Raw genomic sequence first — 17,437 nt, 5'->3', positions numbered from 1 at the left:
TGAAGACGCTCGTATGCACTTCAACAAGGGAGTGCTCGCCAGATCATACCGCCGATAGGTGCTGTCAAAAACGACCCTTTTTGAAGGTCTGCTTGCTGTCCCGGTTGCCCGGCAAAATAGCCGGTGCCTGGCAGGTCAGAACTCGTTTCCGTAATCAAAAGAGGTCAGGGTCCTCGGATCAGACGCCCACGTAGCCCGGCAAGTGCCGGACCTAGCGCCGACTGTAGGCGTCCAGCGCGCGTAGCAGGGGCATGGGGTCACCTTTCAGGTGGTCAACGGGGCGGGCCCCGGCGAGGTCCCCGGAGGGGGTGATCATCCAGAGGGTGAAGTAGTTGTGCGGGATCTGCAGCTCCCGCGCACGTTCAAAGAGCCCGAGGACGGTTGGGTGGAGTTGTCCGCCGGGGAGGAACTGGAATCCCGGGCAGAAGGTGCCGTCGTCGATGAAGACACGCACGAGTCGCTGCATCACGGGTTCGGGGTCTTCCATCAGCTCGGAGAGCCGGCGCCGCACCTGTTCCAGGGTCGGCAGGCTGAATTCTGCCCGTATCCCTGCCCAGGTCTGATCGCTGATTGGCTTGGGGTTCACTGTCACCGCCGCCTAGCCGCCGTCGCTGATGTCTTCGAGCAGCCACTGGGTGGAGAGGGGGTTCCGTCGCAGCGTGAAGGTCCGCAGCGCGGAGTTGGTATTGAGGCGTACCTGCACCCGCCAGTACTCGATGCTCACCAGGTCGCCGCTGCCCACGGCGGCCGTGCGTTGGGTGTCCCACCAGGCGTCCCGGGTGAACCAGTGCACTGGGGCGGCGGCTACGGCCCAGATGCGGCCCTCGTGCCGGACGGCCAGGGGAGTGCCGGCCGGGGTGAACCGGACGTCAACGTCAACGCCCAGGGTTGTTTCATTCGCTACTGCTGTCACGGGTTACGCGTTCTCCCAAGTTCCTGGTCATCATTTCTTCCCGGCGGGTGACCGCCGAACTCCACACCCAGGTCCGGTAGGTTACCGGACCGTCTTTCCATGTCACTTCGACGGCCTTGGCCGTCCAGGCGTACACCTCACCGTCGACCAGCTCGGCGCAGTTCAGGAACCTGATCCACGCCTTCACCGGGATCCCGGGGAAGCCGTTCTTGGCGGGGAAGTGCTCGAAATCGAGCTCTTCCACCGTCAGCCCAATCGGGCCGGCCCGCCTCGCGTACTGCCTCTGCAGTTCGTAGGCTTGTTCGGGTCCCATAAAACAACCTTAGAAGATATATACGCTTAAGACTCCACGAAAATGCGGCCACCCGGGCCGCAGGTTTTCAGGATAGGCGAGGGCACCGACAAAGAACGGGTTGCACGCCAGTGGGGACAGCTTTGAGCTGTGCGGAGGGCTCCACCTGACCCCCAATGGGCACAACCCGGCAGAACGGCACGCTGTACTGACCGCATGTCCGGCCGCGGGCCTTTGTTGGGGGTATGAGGAAGCCTCCGCGCGAATCAAGGACTCAAGCGTGGAGGCTCCCGACTCTCCAAGCTGGGGGACAGGAGAGCCTCAACGAGTCTAACGGGCCGGCAGAACATTCACGGGTGGGTCTGCCGGCACGGCGCTGAACCTGCGGTCACCGGCGGGGCGGGCGGCCCCGGGTCCGCCCGGTCTGCCAACCGGGAACGGCGCCGTCCAGAAGCTTGACCTTCCCAGGGTCGAGGTCGGCGCGGTGGTGTTTGTATCGCTGGGTGTGGATCCACACCCCGAGGGTGTGTTCCCGTTCTGAGGTGTAGTGGTGGTGGCGGGGGCCAGTCGTTGCCTTCGGCGCGGAAGTCCGCCAGCTGGGCGAGGCGGTCATGCCACCGGGCTTCGTCCGCGGCTGCCCTGGGGTTCTCCTCCCACCCGGGGACCTGGGCGAGGCCGTCCCGGTAGGCCGGGTCCAAGATGCCGTCGGTTGCTTCGCGCCGGCGCTCGGACAGCCACCGCGCCATCGACCGTTCACCCTTGTCCTCGGAGCGGTCACGGGGGAACCGGCCCTCGGCCGTGATCCAGGCGGTGATCTCATCCATCCGGGCAAGGTCCGTGGGGGAGAGGGCGGGTTTGGCGCCGGCGGCGGCGGCGTGGTGTGCGGGTTCGAGGCCCGGGTCCTGGCGGCGGGCGATGACCAGGTGGTATCCGACGGTGGCCGGCTCGGCGCGCACCAGGTCGGCGATGCGTTGCCGGCTCAGTCCGAGCCGGTACATCAACACCCATTCCGCGTCCGGAGCGCGCCGTAACCGCCTGTCCATGATGGAGCCCATCCTGCCACGGCCTCCCCTCAGGGCGGGCCGGCGGCGTGGGGGCCAGCGACGCGGGCGCCCGGCCCGCCGCGGCCCCAGCTCCCGGGTGGCGGAAAGGGCCGACGGGGCAGGCTAATTCGGCGGCGGTATTGCTACCAAGTAGTAGGAGTAGTAGTTTTGTTACTACTACTACTACTACTACTACTCCTACTACTTTTGAGGTTGTCGCCGTGGCGTTGAGTGTGAAAGACCGTGTGTTTGCGGCTGCGGAGCAGATCAGTGCCGAGCGCCGGCCGACCGTCTCGACGGTCCGGGCGGCGGCGGGTGTGAGCAACGCCGACGCCGCCCGGTACCTGAAGGAGTGGGTGGAGGAGAAGCAGGCCGCGGGTGGTCAGGTCGCCGCGACGCCGGCAGCGGTGCTGGAACAGGCGGCGCGCCTGGCCGGGGCCTGCTGGGCCGAAGCATCTACGTTGGCGAATGAGCGGCACGCCGCGGCGGAAGCGGTCTGGGCGCAGGAGAAGAAGGATCTGGGGCTGGAGATCTCCGAACTCGTCGCTGACCTGGACAAGGTCACCGCCGAGAAAGACGCCGCCGTCACGGAACTCACCGCCCGGGTCGCCGCACTCGATACCCAGGCCGCGGCGATGGAGGCGCAGCTGGAGCAGGCACGCGTCGCCGAACAGCAGGCCAGCAGCGCCGCAGCCGACGCGGTGGCCAGGGTGGCCGCGGCCGAGGCCCGGGCAGAGACCCTGCAAAAGGCCCACGACGCTCTCCTGCAGCGCATCGTGCCGGAAACCCCGGACAAGGATGACCGGGGCCAAGCGAACCAGTAGCGAACCCCCCCCGGCGTTGAGCTGCGCTGCAGGGCCTTACCTGAGCTCCCGGACCGTTCGAGGCCCTTCATCACCACCTACCGCGCCGTTTCCACGACCCGGCGCAGCCACAGCACCTAAGCCGGTCCGGCTGGGCCTGCCCGCCAGGTAGGCCCGGCCACGTGCCGGCCCTTTCTCATGTCCGCGCTTGTTCGGAAATCTTGCGCCACAACACGAAAGCCGCCAGGGCATTCAGGACCGTGATGAAGACATCGCCGCCCGCCGGCCGGCCGATGGCGCGATCGAGGACCACCAGCACCAGCGAACCTGCTGCGGCGACCGTGAACACCACAGCCAGGAACCTCAGGACCCGCGGAGACTCCAACCCGGCACCGTGCGGCGCACGGTGTGGGCGGCCGGAACGCGGTGCTCGATCACTCATAGCCTCACCCTACTCAGCAGGAAAGGCATACTCGCAGGGCTCGCACCCGAAAAGGGCGTCCGCTGGCGCGGCCGGCTGTTGGGTCCAGGGCGCTCCGTCGCAGAGCTCCGGAGACCCTGGCCCTGTCTTGCCTAACGGCGTTTTTTGTTGCTGTCCTGCGGATTCTAGGCGTCCGCTCCAGCCCGTCGAGCCCCTCCTTCGTCGGGGCCTGCGGTGCAGGAAATGTCCCTCCGGGGCTCCTTCGTCGCTGATTTCCTCCAGGAATTTCCTGCCCCTTGCCTGCGGTAGATAGGCCTCCGTCGGCCGCCGAGCAAGCGAGCTTGCCAGCAACCAAAAAACAACGGGGGGCAGGGACGCTGGCCGGTCACGTCGGCCGCCCCACTCACCTAAGACTTCTCGGACAAGAAGGAGCAACACCATGAACACCACACCGATCCTCGAAATGCTCGAGCCGGCAACCCTGACTGTGGATATCAACGTCCGCAAAGACGCGGCCCTGACACCGGATTTCATTGCCAGCATCAGGGAACACGGCGTGATGGAACCTGTCATCGCCCACCGCAAGGACGACGGTGTCGTGCACGTTCTGATGGGACAGCGCCGTACCCGTGCCGCCGTCGAGGCCGGACGCACCAGCATTCCGGTGATGATCATCGAGTCCCCCGAGGAAGCCGAACGCATCGTGACGCAGGTGGTGGAGAACATCCAGCGTGCTGAATTGACCGAAGCGGACGAGGCGGACGCCTATCACCAGCTGTCGCTGATCGGCGTTTCAGCTGCCGCGATCGCGAAGAAGACCGGGCGGACGAAGACGACCGTGGAGAGCGCGCTGAAAGCGAAGTCCACCGACACCGGATCGGCCGCCCTGGGCAAGGGGTACACGATTGAGGCGGCCCTGATTCTGGCCGAGTTTGGTTCTGATGGGGAAGCGGTGGAGGAGTTGGAATCGGTCATTGCCGATGAGCCGGACATGCTCGCCCATGTCACCCAGCAGTTGCGGGACCGCCGTGACCGCGCGGCCGCACTCGCGGCACTGACTGCCGAGCTGGAAGCCGCCGGGACCACGGTGGTGGAACGCGCCGGATACGACGGGGACAGTGAGAACGTCCGGGTGTCCTCGCTGAACCGGGCCGACGGGGAACCGGCCACCGAGGAGGACGCCAACGCCGTGCACATTCTAACCTCCTACAACGGCCATCACTCCACCGTCCCGGTCGTGGCCGGATGGAGGGAGCTGGGTTTCACGCTCCGGTACAGCGGCTACGGGACTTCAGCGGCGAACAAGGGTCCGCTGACGGAGGAGCAGAAGGCCGAGCGGAAAACCCTGATCGAAAATAACAAGCTGATGCAGTCGGTCCTGTTGACTGAACTTCAGGGGAGACTGATCCGAGGCGCTCCGGAGAGGTGGTCATCGTGGACGAAATGCGGTTGAAGCTGCTCGAGGGTCAGATCGGGTTGCCTGGCATTGGCGCTGTCCGGCAAAACGCGGCGGGCCTGCTGCCGTATGCCGTGGTCGATGAGGCCGGGCGGGAGATCGAGGTGTTCTCGGTGTTTCTTCGCGATCTCGTGTTGACGGACATGAGCCCTTTGACGGTGCGTTCGTATGGGAATGACCTGATGCGCTGGTGGCGGGTGTTGCAACTGATCGGCGTTCCGTGGGACCAGGCGGGCCGTCTGGAGGTTGAGGTCCTGGTCGGCTGGATGCGCTCGGCCGTGAATCCTCAGCGGCGGGGGAGCGGGGCCCGGTTGATGAATCCGCGGACCGGGAAGCGGCCGCTGGCTGCGGGGTATGCGCCGGCGACGATCAATCACGCGCTGGCTGTTCTTGCTTCGTTCTATGCCTTTCATGCCCGCTTTGGCCGCGGGCCGGTGGTGAACCCGGTGCCGGAGAGTCCTGGCCGTCGGGCGCGGATGGCGCACCGCAACCCTTTGGAGGAGACACCGGGAATGCGTCGTGCGCCGTTGAGGCAGAAGGCGGCCGTGCTGGCGCCGCGGTCGATTCCGGATGATCTTGTTGATGAGCTGATCGGTGCATTACGGACGAGCCGTGACAGGGCGCTCGTGAGCTTGTATTTGTCATCGGGTGCCCGGGCGAGCGAGCTTCTCGGAGTCCGGGGTGGCCAGGTGGACTGGTCCGGGCAGCGCGTCTGGGTTGTTTCAAAAGGGTCCCGGATCTTGGAACCGGTTCCCGCGTCTCCGGAGTCCTTGCGGCATTTGGCAGCGTACTTCCATGAGCATGGCAGCCCGGGACCAGACGAATTGATCTGGCGTGCCCTGCACGGGAAGCCTCGACCGCTGAATTATCACGCGGCCCGCAGGGTACTTCAGCGCGCGAACACTGCGCTGGGAACGGATTGGTCGCTGCATGATCTGCGGCACACGACGATCGACCGGATGGTGTCGGACCCGAATCTGACACTGCCCGAGGTGATGGCCGTGACCCGCCACCGGCGGGTGTCGTCAATGGCACCGTATCTGCGGCCGCGGATTGACGAGGTCTTTCAAAAGGTACAGGAGCACTTTGCCGCACCGCGGCCGGAGCCGACGCTGACGCCAGGGTATGACGCGGACGACTTCACGGTCGTGTTCGGTGGTTAAAGGACTCAAGCATCCGGAACAGCGGCGCCTCGAGCCTGCCTCGGCCGGAAGACCGCGGACCCGCAGCGTCATCATGGCCGCCCCGGCAACACCGCCAGCGGTCCCGCCGCGCCCGCAAGGGAACCTGGACACGGCGACTCTCGAGATGATCAACGGTCTGGTCGATAAGATCTGGCCGCGGTCTCAACCGAGGTGCTCGCTGCGCCGCGCGGGTTTGAGGTGGCTGCTTGGCTACCTCGAGGGGCACCCGGGCCGGACATGGCAGCAACGATGGGTGGCATCGGGCCTGAACGACGGGGACCGCCGGATCCGGGAACTGACCACAGGGGATCGTCGTCTGGACGGGGAGGGCGAGTTCTAGCGATCGTTGCAACACCCCCGAAAATCGGGAGTTGCAACACCCATGGAATCATCATCGAAAAATAGTTCGTCCTTAAAGAAAAAATCTCCTTCAACGGTGGAACAATCGGCTGTCGCCGGTGCGTCGGTGAAGCGTCGTCAGCAGTCCCATACCCCTACGCAAAAGCAGGATTTCCTGTCCGCCGTGGAGCGGTTTCTGGCGTTGGTCGACGGGCACGAAGCCTCGGCGCATTTCAAGCGGTGCGCCCGTTTCGATGTTGCCGCCGCGCTGACGACCCAGGGCATCGCTTTCGCCGATCTGAGCGCGGAGGCGCTGCTTCATTATGCGATCGCCACCCGCGAGGGCCGCTGGGGCGCCGGCTACGAGTCCTACGTCGGTCACCTCGCCTGGCGGGTGATGGCCGAGTCCGGTCACTTCCCCGCGCACGTTCCCGCCACGTTGCGCGGAGCGAAGCGTGCCCCGGCGATGACGCCTGCAGAGCTCGTTGACCGACACAACATCACCGACCCGGACATTCACGCACTGTTCGTGGCTTACCTGACGCGCCGCAGCCATGACATCGACTATTCGACTCTGCGGGATATCGCAGCGGACCTTTGCGGAAAGTTCTGGACCGGGGTCAGGAAGGTCAACCCCGCCCAGGCGGATCTCGCCCTCGCGCCGGAAGATTATGAGAGCTGGCGGGCAGTCCTGGAGATCCGCGGCGACGGGCAGCCGCGTCTGAGCGCGGACGCGGTTCTGACCACGATCCGGGCCTTCTACCTCGATATCCAGGGCTGGGCAGCCCAGGAACCCGAACGCTGGGCCCGATGGGTTGCGCCCTGCCCCATTGGCAGCAGGGAGACCAGGTCACAGGCGAAAACGAAACGCCGAGCCAAGGAACGCATGGATGGCCGCATACGCCTGCTTCAACCGCTCCTTCCTGCCTTCGTGGCCGCTGTGACAGCCCGCCGGGACCACCTGCACGACCTCCTGAACGCAGCGACCGATGCCGAACCCGACCAGGCGCTGACGGTCGGAGCGAAGAACTATCGAAGGCTGTTCACCGTCGGTGACGCCCGGCACGCCGAGCGTCATGGCCATGCCAACATCCGGGTGCTCGATGAGTCGACCGGACGGAAGCTTAACGTCACGTTCACTGAGGACGCCGCGTTCTGGCAGTGGGCAACCGTTGAGACCTTGCGGCACACCGGGCTGCGTTGCGAGGAACTTCTGGCTATCCCAAGTGAGCATCCGCCAGTATGCCCGGCCCAACGGGGAAGTTGTGGCCCTGTTGGTGGTCGCCCCTTCCAAGACCGACCGTGAGCGCGTGATCCCGATGACCGCCGAGCTGTTCCATGTGGTCGCGACCATCATCCGCCGCCTCACCCGGAACCGGCGGGGCGTGCCTCTGGCGACCCGCTTTGACCCGTATGAGCGCATCACGAGTGAGCCGCAGCCGTTTCTGTTCCAGCGCACGATCGGGCAACGCACCGAGGTCATCAATCCCGGGACACTGCGCGCAGAACTCGGCAAACTCAGCGATGCCCTGGCAGTAGAGCACCCTGAGCTGGCCGGATGCCGGTTTACCCCGCACGACTTCCGCCGCCTGTTCGCCACCGACCTCGTCAACCACGGCCTGCCGATCCACATCGGAGCAGCCCTCCTCGGACATCTCGATGTGCAGACCACCCACGGCTACGTGACCGTCTTCCAGGAAGACGTCATCCGCCACTACCAGACCCACCTCGCCCGCAGGCGGGCGGCCCGGCCTGCCCGGGAATATCGTGCGGCGACCGGCACGGAATGGGAAGAATTCGAGGAACACTTCGATAGACGCAAGGTCGAACTCGGCACCTGCGGGCGACCCTACGCCACCCCCTGCGAGCACGAACACGCCTGCATCCGCTGCCCCCTCCTTCAGGTTGACCCAGTCATGATCCAGCGCCTCGACGAGATCAACACCGACCTCATCGCCCGACGCGAGCTCGCCGAAACAAAAGGATGGCTCGGCGAGCTCGAAGGCATCGACCTCACCCTCCGATTCCTCCAGGACAAGCGCGCCGACGCACACCGGCTCGGCCCAACCAATCTCGGCATTCCGGCTATCCGCGCTTGAAGGGTCACAGAAGCACCAAGCTCCGAGCACCGGCCGGGGGCGGGAAGGGTAATTGTCTGGGCACTGGCACCGCATCCGAATCGGCATTTCATCCCAAAGCCCAGTAGTAGTATTGATACTACTACTACCCAAACTAAATCGAAAAGGTGCTCTTGATGACGGTAAGCGTGAAGGACCGTGTCTATGCCGCGGCCGCGGAGATAAGTGCCGACCGCCGACCGACCGTGTCGACAGTCCGTGCGGCCGCCGGCGTGAGCAACGCCGACGCTACCCGGTACTTGAAGGAATGGGCTGAGGAAAAGCAGGCCGCGGGCGGACAGGTCGCCGCGACGCCAGCGGCTCTGCTCGAGCAGGCTGCCCGTCTTGCCGGCGCCTGCTGGGCAGAGGCATCCACCGTGGCAACTGAGCGTCACGCCGCCATTGAAGCCGCCTGGGCGCAGGAACGAAAAGAAAAGGACCTTGAAATCGCCGAGCTCGTCGCCGACCTGGACAAGGCAAACGCCGAGAGTGATGCTGCCGCCGCCGAGCATGGCAAGGACATGGCACGGCTGGAGGCGCAGAGCGCGGCGTTGGAGCGACAGCTTGCGGCTACCGGCAAGCAGTTGGAGGAATCCCGGGAATCCGAACGGGCCGCGGCCAAGGAGGCCGCGGACGCGGTCCGGAAGCTGGCCACGGCCGAAGTACGCGCCACCACCCTGGAGCAGGTGAACAATGCCCTGCTGCAGCGTGTTTCCCCGGAGACGAAGAATGCCGGCGGCTAAGAAGCTCAAATCCTTCTCGACGTACTTCACTGAAGCGGATGCCGACCAGTTGCGAGCTGCGTTTGCCGCGGCCGGTCATCTCGAGGAAAACAGGCTCGAACGGAATCGGCCGGCGGGGCCCAGCACACTACCGCTGTGACATAGGACCTAGATAACCATGAAGGAAGAATCCGGCACGCGCCTACGTGGACTGCTCACTCCCGCAGCCGCAGAGCTATACGACTATGTGCTTCAGCGGCATCGGCGGTACGAATCGTGGTTCATGCAACGGCCTGGAAGCGTCCGAGACGACGCATTTCGGATGCTCCTCAGAGAGGTGCTGACGGGAGACGGCCGCTCTGGATGGACTCCAATCAAGTGGAACGATTCCGAGGTGGCCACGGCAGCGAATGACCCCGAAACCCGCAGGCTGGCGTGGGAACTTCTTGCGGACAAGTCAGCATCTGGCTGGGGTGCCGGTATGGCGCGCAGAAACAGCACGGATAGATTGGTGGAGTTCGTGATCTACGCCGCCGCACTCATCGGAGTCATTGTTGTGTGGTTCTTCCTGGCTCACCGTTAGCATCCGGACGCTATACCCGACCCTGACCCGGGCGTGCTGGAGGATGACCTTGCTGCGTACATCGACGCCGCATTTGAGAGGACGGCCGAGCGGAACGCCTCCGGTCAGATTTCCGAGGCGAGAACATCGAAGACTGATAAAAGCTCTCAGCCCGTAGTCCGGACTTGAAAAGTGCAGAGAAGTCCTGTGGTCCGCCGCGACTTCGTGAAGTCGCTGCTGGCGAAGAAACAGCCGCCCAAGGGCTGGCAGCACTTCACCGTCCACGCCATCACCCACCACCCCGAGACGGCCAGCGGCTACGAGGCAACCGTCGCCGCTGAGATGGCCGGGGCCAAGGCGGAGGAGAGCCCGGACCGGTGGGGTTGGAACCCGTTGCGGGACCACGTGGCCAGGTCCACGGCCCGGCCCGAGTTCTCCCTCATCGCGCTGGTCTGCGCTGGGTATGAGAAGACCATCGCCAAGGACTCCTGGCGGTCCCCGAGCGTCCGCCACGTCGACTACCTGACCCGGCTCATTGCCTGGGGGTATAAGGCCAGCCCGGTCGAGCAGATCATCCTCGACAGCGCCGCACCCGCACAGGAACATGTAGCCGAGTAGGACCCCTAGCCGGGCGGAACCCCTCACCGCCCGGCAAGGACCCCGGCCACCCACCACATGAGGATCAGGAACCTTCCAGAGGTTGGGCGGTCCGCCGCCCTGTGCGAACCAATGAAGCTGCTCATCAGCGGCGGACCGCCGTTTGACGCGACCACCAGGAACCATCAAAGTGCCGCGGCTCCTATCGGCAGACCACACGACCCCACGCGGTGGCACCACGCGCACAATTCGATGACCCGTTAGCCGTTCAGGTACGGCGCAACCTTCAGCTAGCCTGGATCACAGATTTCCTTTGTCCGAGGAGCAGAAAAGGACCGGCCACCAGGCCGGTCCTTTTCTGTTTATCCGCACACGCGGACGGCAACGCGGACGTCCGGTCTTCAAATCTCTGCGACCCGGCCCGCTCGATACGGAGACTGTGCACGGCCACCGCATACCCAGGGTGACGTGCGTTTGGGAGGGTGACGTGGTGGTTGTGTGCAGCCGGTCAGGTTGGGTCCCGTCGTCCAGATGTGTGCGGGAAAAGCCCGGAGGAAATAGCTTTTGCCGTACCGTGGGCGAGGGGTTACTACTCCGACACGCCAGCCACCGGAGCCGACTCCCGCGTGGTCTTCCGGCCGCGCGGCCGCCCGCCGGCTTTCCTGGCCGGAGCGTCCAGACCGAAGCCGCGCAAGTCGGATTCGGTCCAGTCTGCGCGCAGGGCGGCCTGGTAGTCCTTGGCGTATTTCTGTTCTGCTGCGGCGAGCAGCTGAGCAGTTTCCTGGACCTCGACACCGCTGGCAGCAGCCTGTTTGACGGCGTTTACTTTGGCGTCCCGGGCGGCGTCGATCTTGGCGGCGGCTTTTGCGGCGATGTCCTTGATATCCATACCCAAACCCTACCGGCCACCGCTGACAGTCGGAAGGACGTTTTTGACCCCCGCACACGGGGGTCAAAAACGTCCTAAGCCAACCGTGCGGAGCAAGCTATACACTTACACGGGTGTAAGTGGCTTGTCTCGCTCGACACTGGTGGTCGTGTGCGGCACACTGGTCAGTGTGGTCCCCGGTTTCGGGGTTGCTGCGCTGGGCCTTTGGAGGGGTGGATTGAATGTCGGATGAGGGATTTGCTCACCGTTTCAATCTGTCGCGTCGCCGTCGGGAGAACACTCCGGCCGGGACGAAGAAGCGCCGTGACCTGTGGGTCACTGTTGAGGAGGAAGCGGCGCTTGTCGCGAGGGCTGAGCGGGAGAAGATCACCGTCCCGAACCTGCTGATTTCTTCGGCGCTGTCCGAGACCCAGGAGACGACGACGGAACGCCGTGCCATTGCCGCGGAACTGATGTCCCTGCATAATTTGCTGGCCCGTTCCTCGAGCAACATCAACCAGCTCGCACGTCAGGCAAACGCCACGAACGAGTTTCCCGCCGAAGCGCGCGAAGCACTGAAGCACATCCGCTCGGTGGCCATGCGAATCGACGATGCCATCGACGGGCTGATGTAGAGATGATTCCAAACATCACCCGCGGTTCGCGCATGGGCGGGCTCATGGTTTACCTGGCCTCGACTGACGCGGATAGGACGAAGAACGCTCACACCGATCCGCATCTGGTGGCCGGGGATGCGGCGATCATGTCGTGGTACGACGACGGTGTCCTGGACCGGGACGATGCCCTGGCAATTGCCAAGCACCTGGACCGTCCACGGAAGATGTTCGGTGTCTCGGTGCAGATCAAGGACATGCAGTGGGACGCGGCCAAGAAGGAGCGCGTTCACGTCGGGTACAAGGACGCGTCCGTGTGGCACTGCTCGCTAAGTTTGCGCGCCGAAGAGGGCGCGCTGACGGACCAGCAGTGGGGCGACATCGCCAACGACTTCGTGGACTCCATGGGCTTCACCGAAACCAGCGGTAAGGCCCGCTGCCGGTGGGTTGCGGTCAACCACGGTACGAGTGAGAACGGCAACCACCACATTCACCTCGCCGTGTCCCTCGTCCGCGAGGACGGCACCAAGGCGTCCACCCACGGCGACTACAAGCGGGCGCAGCAGACCTGCCGCGAACTCGAGGTCAAGTACGGTCTGGAGCAGCTCTCCACCGTGCACGCCACCCGCGGCTACGACCGCGCCGAGAAGGCCACTGCTGTCCGCGACGAGCGTGAGATGCACCGCTCATCCCTGGCGCGGAAAGTCCGCGCCAGCGCCAGCGCCTCGGCTACCGAGGGGGAGTTCGTCCGCCGTGCCCGTGACACGGGCCTGTTGGTCCGGCCGCGCTACGCGAAGAACACCACCGACGTCATCGTTGGGTACTCCGTGGCCGAACGCCCCAAACAGGGCGAGCGGCCCATCTGGTTTGGCGGCGGGACACTGGCGTCCGATCTAAAGCTGGGTGCTTTGCGTGAAGAATGGATGGACTCACCGCACCTGGCAACCGAAGCCGCAGCAGAGTGGAACGCGGCGGCCCGCAACAGGCGCACCGTGTCCAAGACGGGCCCCGAGAATGGAACACCCCCGGCGGAAATGTGGGTGGAGTACACCCGTAACGCAACCGCTCTGGCGGATCAGCTGCGGACCATTCCGCGTGACGATCACGCGACCTGGGCGAAAGCAGCGAGGGAAGTATCCGGCGCGTTCGCGGCATGGTCCTACCGGCTGGAACCGACGCCGGGTCCGTTGGCGGCCACCGCCGCTGAACTGTCCCGCACCGCCCAGCTCCGGGCACCACGACAGCACAGCAAGCCCGTCGCGTTGCCGTCGATTGCCGGGACTGCCATGTTGTTCATGGCCGCGTCCAGCAAGAACAAGACGGCCGCTCAAACAGCACTCATGGTGCAGCTGATCAACACCGCCTTTGCAGTCTATGAAATGCATCAGCAGTCCGGACGGACCCGTGAGGCGCAGCGAATCCGTGCAGTGGTCGAGCAGCAGCTTGCCCCGTTCACTGGCACCATGCCCAAGGCCGTGCTGGTCGGTGAGAAACAACAGTCTGCAACGGAGGCAGGAGCGCCGCCCAGGGCCATCGACATCGCCCGGCGCGGCATGGTCCCCATCCGCCCGGGATCAGTAGTCCCCGCAACGCCGACACCGGCGACACCTGCCAAGACTTACCAGCCCAGCCGAAGCGATTCCGGGCCGGGCCTGGACCGATAAGACTCACACCACTAGTGCAAGGGGAACACGATGAGTGAATCAGATGGAATGGATGACGTTGTGGACGGCGGGCTACGGCAGTCGCTGATGATCGCCTCACGCATTGCCGAGACCCTGGCCCGTCGCCGGCAGGAATCCCAGCGGCAACAGGAACACCAGGATGCTCAGGTGGCGCACGAAGCGCAGGCAATGCTCTCCGCCGAACGTAGCGCCGCCCACGCGGCGCTGACGCCCGTGGAGAAGGACCAGTGGTGGGACAAGGCCCAGCCCCACGACATTGCCACGGCACGGCACACGCCGTCGCTGAAGGCTGGAAAGACCACGATGCGACCGCACTGGCCGCCTCGGAAAAGATCCGTCAGGAAGTCTTCACCCGCTACGGCATCGACACCCACGACGTCGGCACAGACGCCGCCTATCTGGAATCAGGGATTGCCACCGCCACCACCGAGAAGGCCCGGCAGAACGAGCAGGCCCGCAGCGAGGAAGAGACACGCAAGGCCGCCGCCGAACACGAGAAGTCCATGCAACTGCTCGCAGCAGCCCGCACCGAAGAACTCCGCGCACAGGCCGCGACACTGGCCCCGGAAATGGAACGCCACCAGGTACCCGCGGAATACCTGGCCAACCCCGAACTGGCCCAGGCCTTGCGGACCGCCCACAGCGCCAAGACCCCCAAGGCAGTGGCGGCAGCGGACGCCACCGTGCAGGAACGCATATTCCTCATCGGCAAGGACGGCATCAACGGTCCCGACATCGACCAGCTGCGCAAGGAGACCACCGCGAACATCAACGGCGCCGGCGACGCGCACTTCGAGGATCCCGCGTTCGTCAAAGCAGCCAAGAATATGCACGAGGCCAGGCTTCTGGCCGCGGCCGGTGTCAAGGGCGAACAGTGGGAGTACCTGGACCAGCGGTACGAATTAGCCGAGAAGGAACTCTTCACCCGCATGGAAGGCCTCGGCCGCGACATCGAAAACCACGTCACCGGCAAAGACAGCAGCCGGCTCAAAGACCTAGGCCTCAAAACAGAGAGCACGTCGACCGCCGGCTACGGGTCGGCCGAACATCACGAAAAGTTCGCTGAGTCCCTGGCAAACACCGGAGCGAATGAGACCCAGATTCGTGGGCGCCTCGCGGCCGCACGCAGCGAAGGAACCCACCCGAGCGCAGCAGTGACCATGGGCAAGGGCGCCGCCAAAGCGAGAAAATCGCGAACAGGGGCAGCAATGGGTTCTGAGAGAGGCAAGAACGGCCTGACCCGCTAGAACCACTTACCCACGCAAAGACTTGAACCACCTACCACGTAAAGAGGGGAGAGCTTCGCCCGCAGTTCGACCTCCAAGTGGCTGCGCCGCTCACGGTCGGCGTCGGTCGAAAAGCAGGCTGAGAGATCCGACGGCCAGACAGGGCGTCAAGGGGAAAACATTGAAACGCGGCGGAATGGAACGCTAACGCATCGGAGAGGGAGCGCCAGCGTTTGTCCTCTACTATGCCGATACTTATTTCGGCGTATCAATCCCGCCAGTTTGTGTCTTCATCAGAGCCAGACACTCGGCAGCGTGGGTGTTCCCCCCGTCCGCAGCCTGCTTCAGGCGTTGGAATGCTGTGTCGTTGTCACCTTGATCAGCAGCTCTCTTTCCGGATTCACAGAGCGCGTCGAGATTCCCTAAAATCGCTGCTTTCTCAAGGAGTATGGCCGCTTCCGCCGCATCCTTGGTCTTTCCGCCCAGTAATAGAGACTGCGACAGCAGGTACATTCCGGACGCGGATCCAAGATTGGCTGCTGTGCGAAGCAAGGCTTGACCGGCGCTCAGCTCGCCTTCATCGATGAGAAGTCGGCCAAGATTAAGCCTGGCTTGGTCATCGCGAGCCGCAATGCCCAACACATATTGAGCCTTAGCCTCTTCTGTACGGCCGGTGCGCGCGTAAATCACGCCTAGGCCAGTTATCGCCCAGGGAAGCTTCGCCTCGGCTGCTCTCCTGAACAGTTTTTCCGCTTCGTCGTAGTTCCCTTCCTCTGCCAGTTTCCTTCCGACCATTGCAAGACCGACTGCTCCTCCGCGATCGGCAGCTCTCTCGAATAATTTGTCTGCTTCTTGCTTCTCACCTTTGGCGGCCATGATCGAACCCAGCCAACCCATGGCCGAGGGATTCCCCCGCTTCACAGCTTTGCGCAGGAGGGGTTCCACTTCGTTGGTCTTGCCTTGTTTGTTGGCCAGCATCGCCAGCTGGAATAGGGCCGCGCCGTCGCCTTTGCTCTCGGCCCTCCGATACCAAACCTCAGCCGCGGCTGAGTCGCCTTGGAGCTCCAGCTGCAGGCCGTAGTTCGTCATGCCGAGGGCACTCCCTGCCTCTGCGGCGCGTTTGTGCCACTCAATTCCCTCAGCGGTTTCACCACGGCCAATGAGTATGTGGCCGAGGTTCGTCATTGCCGATCCGTCCCCGACAGTTGCGGCCTGCCGAAAAAGCTTCTCAGCGTCTTCTGTTTTTCCTTCCCTGAGCAAGTTGACTCCCAGTCCGGTCAACCCGCGAGGGTAGCCGGCCTCAGCTGCCTTAGTATCCCAAGCCTTTGCTTCGGAGATGCGGTCTTGGCGTTCAAGTGCGATTGCATAATTGACCATCGCGTCCGGATCCCCCATGTGGGCAGCTCTTTCGAAGAACACGGAGGCGATGTCATCTTGGCCAGTGAACTGCGCTGTGATACCTGCGTTGTTCAACAACCCAGCTCGGACGTCAGACTGCGCGGCTGTCTGCCACAACTGCCTAGGAATCGGCTCACCAGAGGCGGCGATGTGATCAACCAGGTAGTCGAAGGGCTGGAGAGATCCATCCTCGGTCCTTGCTAGGAGAGCGAAGAGATTACCCCCAACTGTCTTCGCAGTGGCCCACTTCAAGCCCGCTTCTATGTCTTCGTCCGATGGCAGAGGTTTGAGTCCATCCATGTAGGAGGAAGCAAGATCCCGAACGGTCGCCTCGGGGACTAGCTCGCCGATTCCCGAACGCTGCCAGTCAATTGCAGCCAGCACGAGAGCTCTTCCAACGGGGTTGGTGGAGCGACCGGCGTCCAACAGCTCTACTGCCAGGAATCCTCCACCCAGATAGGTCCCCAAACCGTAGTCAAGTACGCCCTTACTCACATTCGGGTTGCCGCTAAGGGCAGCTAGCCTCTGGTTTTCAGATGATTGATCGGTGAGATGCACCTTCGTGAAATATTGCAGGGTCTCCCACTGGGTTCTGGGCCGATCGTCACTCGGCATGAGCGCTTCATAGGAGGTCGCACGCATGGTGGCTATGACGACGTTCTCGTTCTTCTGAAGATCCTCAATCCACCTCCCCTTCAGATTCTTTGAATCCTGGAGATATCTTTCGAGATCATCGAGCCAGACCACATGCTGCGTGGGCATTTCGCCAGCGTTCATGATGTTTGCGACGCCATCGGGGGGATCCGGCATGAACACATGTTTGTCAGGAAAAAGATCTTGCACGAGTTCGGCGGCCATCCGAGTTTTACCCGCCATCGAGGAGCCCAGAATGAGGACCGGCTGCAGGAGCCCGATGGCCTTCTTGACCTCGCCTTCCGCATCCCGGTGGAGATAGGGGATTTTGACTTGGGCCTTGTGGACACCCCACGTGCTGAGGGGGATGTTCCTTGCCGCCAAACCGAGCATCGATTCCGGCCCACTGGTTCGCATGTTTTGCTGGCGGACAGCTACTACGGCATCCGCAGCTTTGCCCTTTTCCTTCACGAAAGCGAAAACGACGGCCAAAACGACGCATGCAATCACGAGGGTCCCTAAGATCCATGGATCCCATCCGACGCGGCTGAGAAAAGCATTGGC

17 protein-coding genes and 2 pseudogenes are annotated in these 17,437 nt (G+C 63.8%); 11 read left to right on the top strand and 8 right to left on the bottom strand.

Annotated features, from left to right (window positions below; genetic code table 11):
• Positions 1-211: 211 nt before the first annotated feature.
• The 4 genes from ACVWZ8_RS23800 to ACVWZ8_RS23785 form a co-directional block, all read right to left on the bottom strand.
• On the bottom strand, positions 212-586 hold the full coding sequence (locus ACVWZ8_RS23800; RefSeq protein ID WP_456506270.1) for a hypothetical protein: 375 nt from the start codon (positions 584-586) through the stop codon (positions 212-214).
• 12 nt (positions 587-598) lie between these two features.
• A complete protein-coding gene (locus ACVWZ8_RS23795; protein ID WP_456506269.1) occupies positions 599-913 on the bottom strand; it encodes a hypothetical protein in 315 nt (104 codons plus the stop codon).
• Positions 894-1,226: a hypothetical protein gene (locus ACVWZ8_RS23790; protein ID WP_456506268.1), complete on the bottom strand. Its 333-nt coding sequence runs from the start codon at positions 1,224-1,226 to the stop codon at positions 894-896. The genes ACVWZ8_RS23795 and ACVWZ8_RS23790 overlap by 20 nt, the downstream gene beginning before the upstream one ends.
• Positions 1,227-1,555: 329 nt before the next feature.
• Complete coding sequence (locus ACVWZ8_RS23785; RefSeq protein WP_456506267.1) at positions 1,556-2,248, bottom strand: helicase associated domain-containing protein; 693 nt, start codon at positions 2,246-2,248, stop codon at positions 1,556-1,558.
• Positions 2,249-2,481: 233 nt separating this feature from the next.
• Here ACVWZ8_RS23785 and ACVWZ8_RS23780 point away from each other — a divergent pair, with 233 nt between their 5' ends.
• Positions 2,482-3,072, top strand: coding sequence for a DNA-binding protein (locus ACVWZ8_RS23780; protein ID WP_456506266.1), 591 nt, complete (start codon positions 2,482-2,484; stop codon positions 3,070-3,072).
• Positions 3,073-3,247: 175 nt separating this feature from the next.
• On the opposite strand, the gene ACVWZ8_RS23775 is transcribed toward ACVWZ8_RS23780, so the two are convergent.
• Positions 3,248-3,493, bottom strand: a complete 246-nt coding sequence (locus tag ACVWZ8_RS23775) for a hypothetical protein (RefSeq protein ID WP_456506265.1) — start codon at positions 3,491-3,493, stop codon at positions 3,248-3,250.
• Positions 3,494-3,911: 418 nt separating this feature from the next.
• On the opposite strand from ACVWZ8_RS23775, the pseudogene ACVWZ8_RS23770 reads away from it, so the two are divergent.
• The 7 genes and pseudogenes from ACVWZ8_RS23770 to ACVWZ8_RS23740 form a co-directional block, all read left to right on the top strand.
• Positions 3,912-4,847, top strand: a pseudogene (locus ACVWZ8_RS23770) (ParB/RepB/Spo0J family partition protein); the annotation flags it as partial.
• Between the two features lie 50 nt (positions 4,848-4,897).
• Positions 4,898-6,091, top strand: a complete 1,194-nt coding sequence (locus ACVWZ8_RS23765; RefSeq protein WP_456506264.1) for a tyrosine-type recombinase/integrase — start codon at positions 4,898-4,900, stop codon at positions 6,089-6,091.
• A 457-nt stretch (positions 6,092-6,548) separates the two neighbouring features.
• Positions 6,549-7,757, top strand: coding sequence for a hypothetical protein (locus ACVWZ8_RS23760; protein WP_456506263.1), 1,209 nt, complete (start codon positions 6,549-6,551; stop codon positions 7,755-7,757).
• Positions 7,678-8,550 carry a tyrosine-type recombinase/integrase gene (locus ACVWZ8_RS23755; RefSeq protein ID WP_456506262.1) on the top strand — a complete coding sequence of 291 codons (873 nt, stop codon included), beginning with the start codon at positions 7,678-7,680 and terminating at the stop codon, positions 8,548-8,550. Before ACVWZ8_RS23760 ends, ACVWZ8_RS23755 begins: the two co-directional genes overlap by 80 nt.
• A 155-nt stretch (positions 8,551-8,705) precedes the next feature.
• Positions 8,706-9,311, top strand: a complete 606-nt coding sequence (locus ACVWZ8_RS23750; protein WP_456506261.1) for a DNA-binding protein — start codon at positions 8,706-8,708, stop codon at positions 9,309-9,311.
• 301 nt (positions 9,312-9,612) lie between these two features.
• Positions 9,613-9,873 (top strand): hypothetical protein, encoded by a 261-nt coding sequence (locus tag ACVWZ8_RS23745; protein ID WP_456506260.1) that lies wholly within the window; start codon positions 9,613-9,615, stop codon positions 9,871-9,873.
• 186 nt (positions 9,874-10,059) lie between these two features.
• Positions 10,060-10,470: pseudogene (locus ACVWZ8_RS23740) on the top strand (ParB/RepB/Spo0J family partition protein); the annotation flags it as partial.
• 568 nt (positions 10,471-11,038) lie between these two features.
• On the opposite strand, the gene ACVWZ8_RS23735 reads toward ACVWZ8_RS23740, so the two are convergent.
• Positions 11,039-11,338, bottom strand: a complete 300-nt coding sequence (locus ACVWZ8_RS23735; protein ID WP_456506259.1) for a hypothetical protein — start codon at positions 11,336-11,338, stop codon at positions 11,039-11,041.
• A gap of 221 nt (positions 11,339-11,559) precedes the next feature.
• Between ACVWZ8_RS23735 and mobC the strand changes: the two genes are divergently transcribed.
• Positions 11,560-11,952, top strand: a complete 393-nt coding sequence (gene mobC, locus ACVWZ8_RS23730; RefSeq protein WP_456506258.1) for a plasmid mobilization relaxosome protein MobC — start codon at positions 11,560-11,562, stop codon at positions 11,950-11,952.
• A 2-nt stretch (positions 11,953-11,954) separates the two neighbouring features.
• A complete protein-coding gene (locus ACVWZ8_RS23725; RefSeq protein ID WP_456506257.1) occupies positions 11,955-13,595 on the top strand; it encodes a relaxase/mobilization nuclease domain-containing protein in 1,641 nt (546 codons plus the stop codon).
• Between the two features lie 96 nt (positions 13,596-13,691).
• Here ACVWZ8_RS23725 and ACVWZ8_RS23720 read toward each other — a convergent pair whose 3' ends face one another.
• Complete coding sequence (locus tag ACVWZ8_RS23720) at positions 13,692-13,814, bottom strand: hypothetical protein (protein WP_456506256.1); 123 nt, start codon at positions 13,812-13,814, stop codon at positions 13,692-13,694.
• 32 nt (positions 13,815-13,846) lie between these two features.
• Here ACVWZ8_RS23720 and ACVWZ8_RS23715 point away from each other — a divergent pair, with 32 nt between their 5' ends.
• Positions 13,847-14,863, top strand: a complete 1,017-nt coding sequence (locus tag ACVWZ8_RS23715; protein WP_456506255.1) for a hypothetical protein — start codon at positions 13,847-13,849, stop codon at positions 14,861-14,863.
• 234 nt (positions 14,864-15,097) lie between these two features.
• On the opposite strand, the gene ACVWZ8_RS23710 is transcribed toward ACVWZ8_RS23715, so the two are convergent.
• A complete protein-coding gene (locus ACVWZ8_RS23710; protein WP_456506254.1) occupies positions 15,098-17,383 on the bottom strand; it encodes a tetratricopeptide repeat protein in 2,286 nt (761 codons plus the stop codon).
• Positions 17,384-17,437: the final 54 nt, after the last annotated feature.

This window comes from Arthrobacter sp. UYCu723, from assembly GCF_054059215.1.
The sequence above is the reverse complement of the archived record's forward strand: the minus strand, read 5'-3'. Positions and strand labels throughout refer to the sequence as shown.

Bases quoted from the DNA above. Each gene is read 5' to 3' on its own strand.
- ACVWZ8_RS23750 (WP_456506261.1), top strand. From the start codon at position 8,706: ATGACGGTAAGCGTGAAGGACCGTGTCTATGCCGCGGCCGCGGAGATA.
- mobC (WP_456506258.1), top strand. From the start codon at position 11,560: ATGTCGGATGAGGGATTTGCTCACCGTTTCAATCTGTCGCGTCGCCGT.
- ACVWZ8_RS23775 (WP_456506265.1), bottom strand. From the start codon at position 3,493: ATGAGTGATCGAGCACCGCGTTCCGGCCGCCCACACCGTGCGCCGCAC.
- ACVWZ8_RS23790 (WP_456506268.1), bottom strand. From the start codon at position 1,226: ATGGGACCCGAACAAGCCTACGAACTGCAGAGGCAGTACGCGAGGCGG.
- ACVWZ8_RS23735 (WP_456506259.1), bottom strand. From the start codon at position 11,338: ATGGATATCAAGGACATCGCCGCAAAAGCCGCCGCCAAGATCGACGCC.
- ACVWZ8_RS23725 (WP_456506257.1), top strand. From the start codon at position 11,955: ATGATTCCAAACATCACCCGCGGTTCGCGCATGGGCGGGCTCATGGTT.
- ACVWZ8_RS23745 (WP_456506260.1), top strand. From the start codon at position 9,613: ATGCTCCTCAGAGAGGTGCTGACGGGAGACGGCCGCTCTGGATGGACT.
- ACVWZ8_RS23785 (WP_456506267.1), bottom strand. From the start codon at position 2,248: ATGGACAGGCGGTTACGGCGCGCTCCGGACGCGGAATGGGTGTTGATG.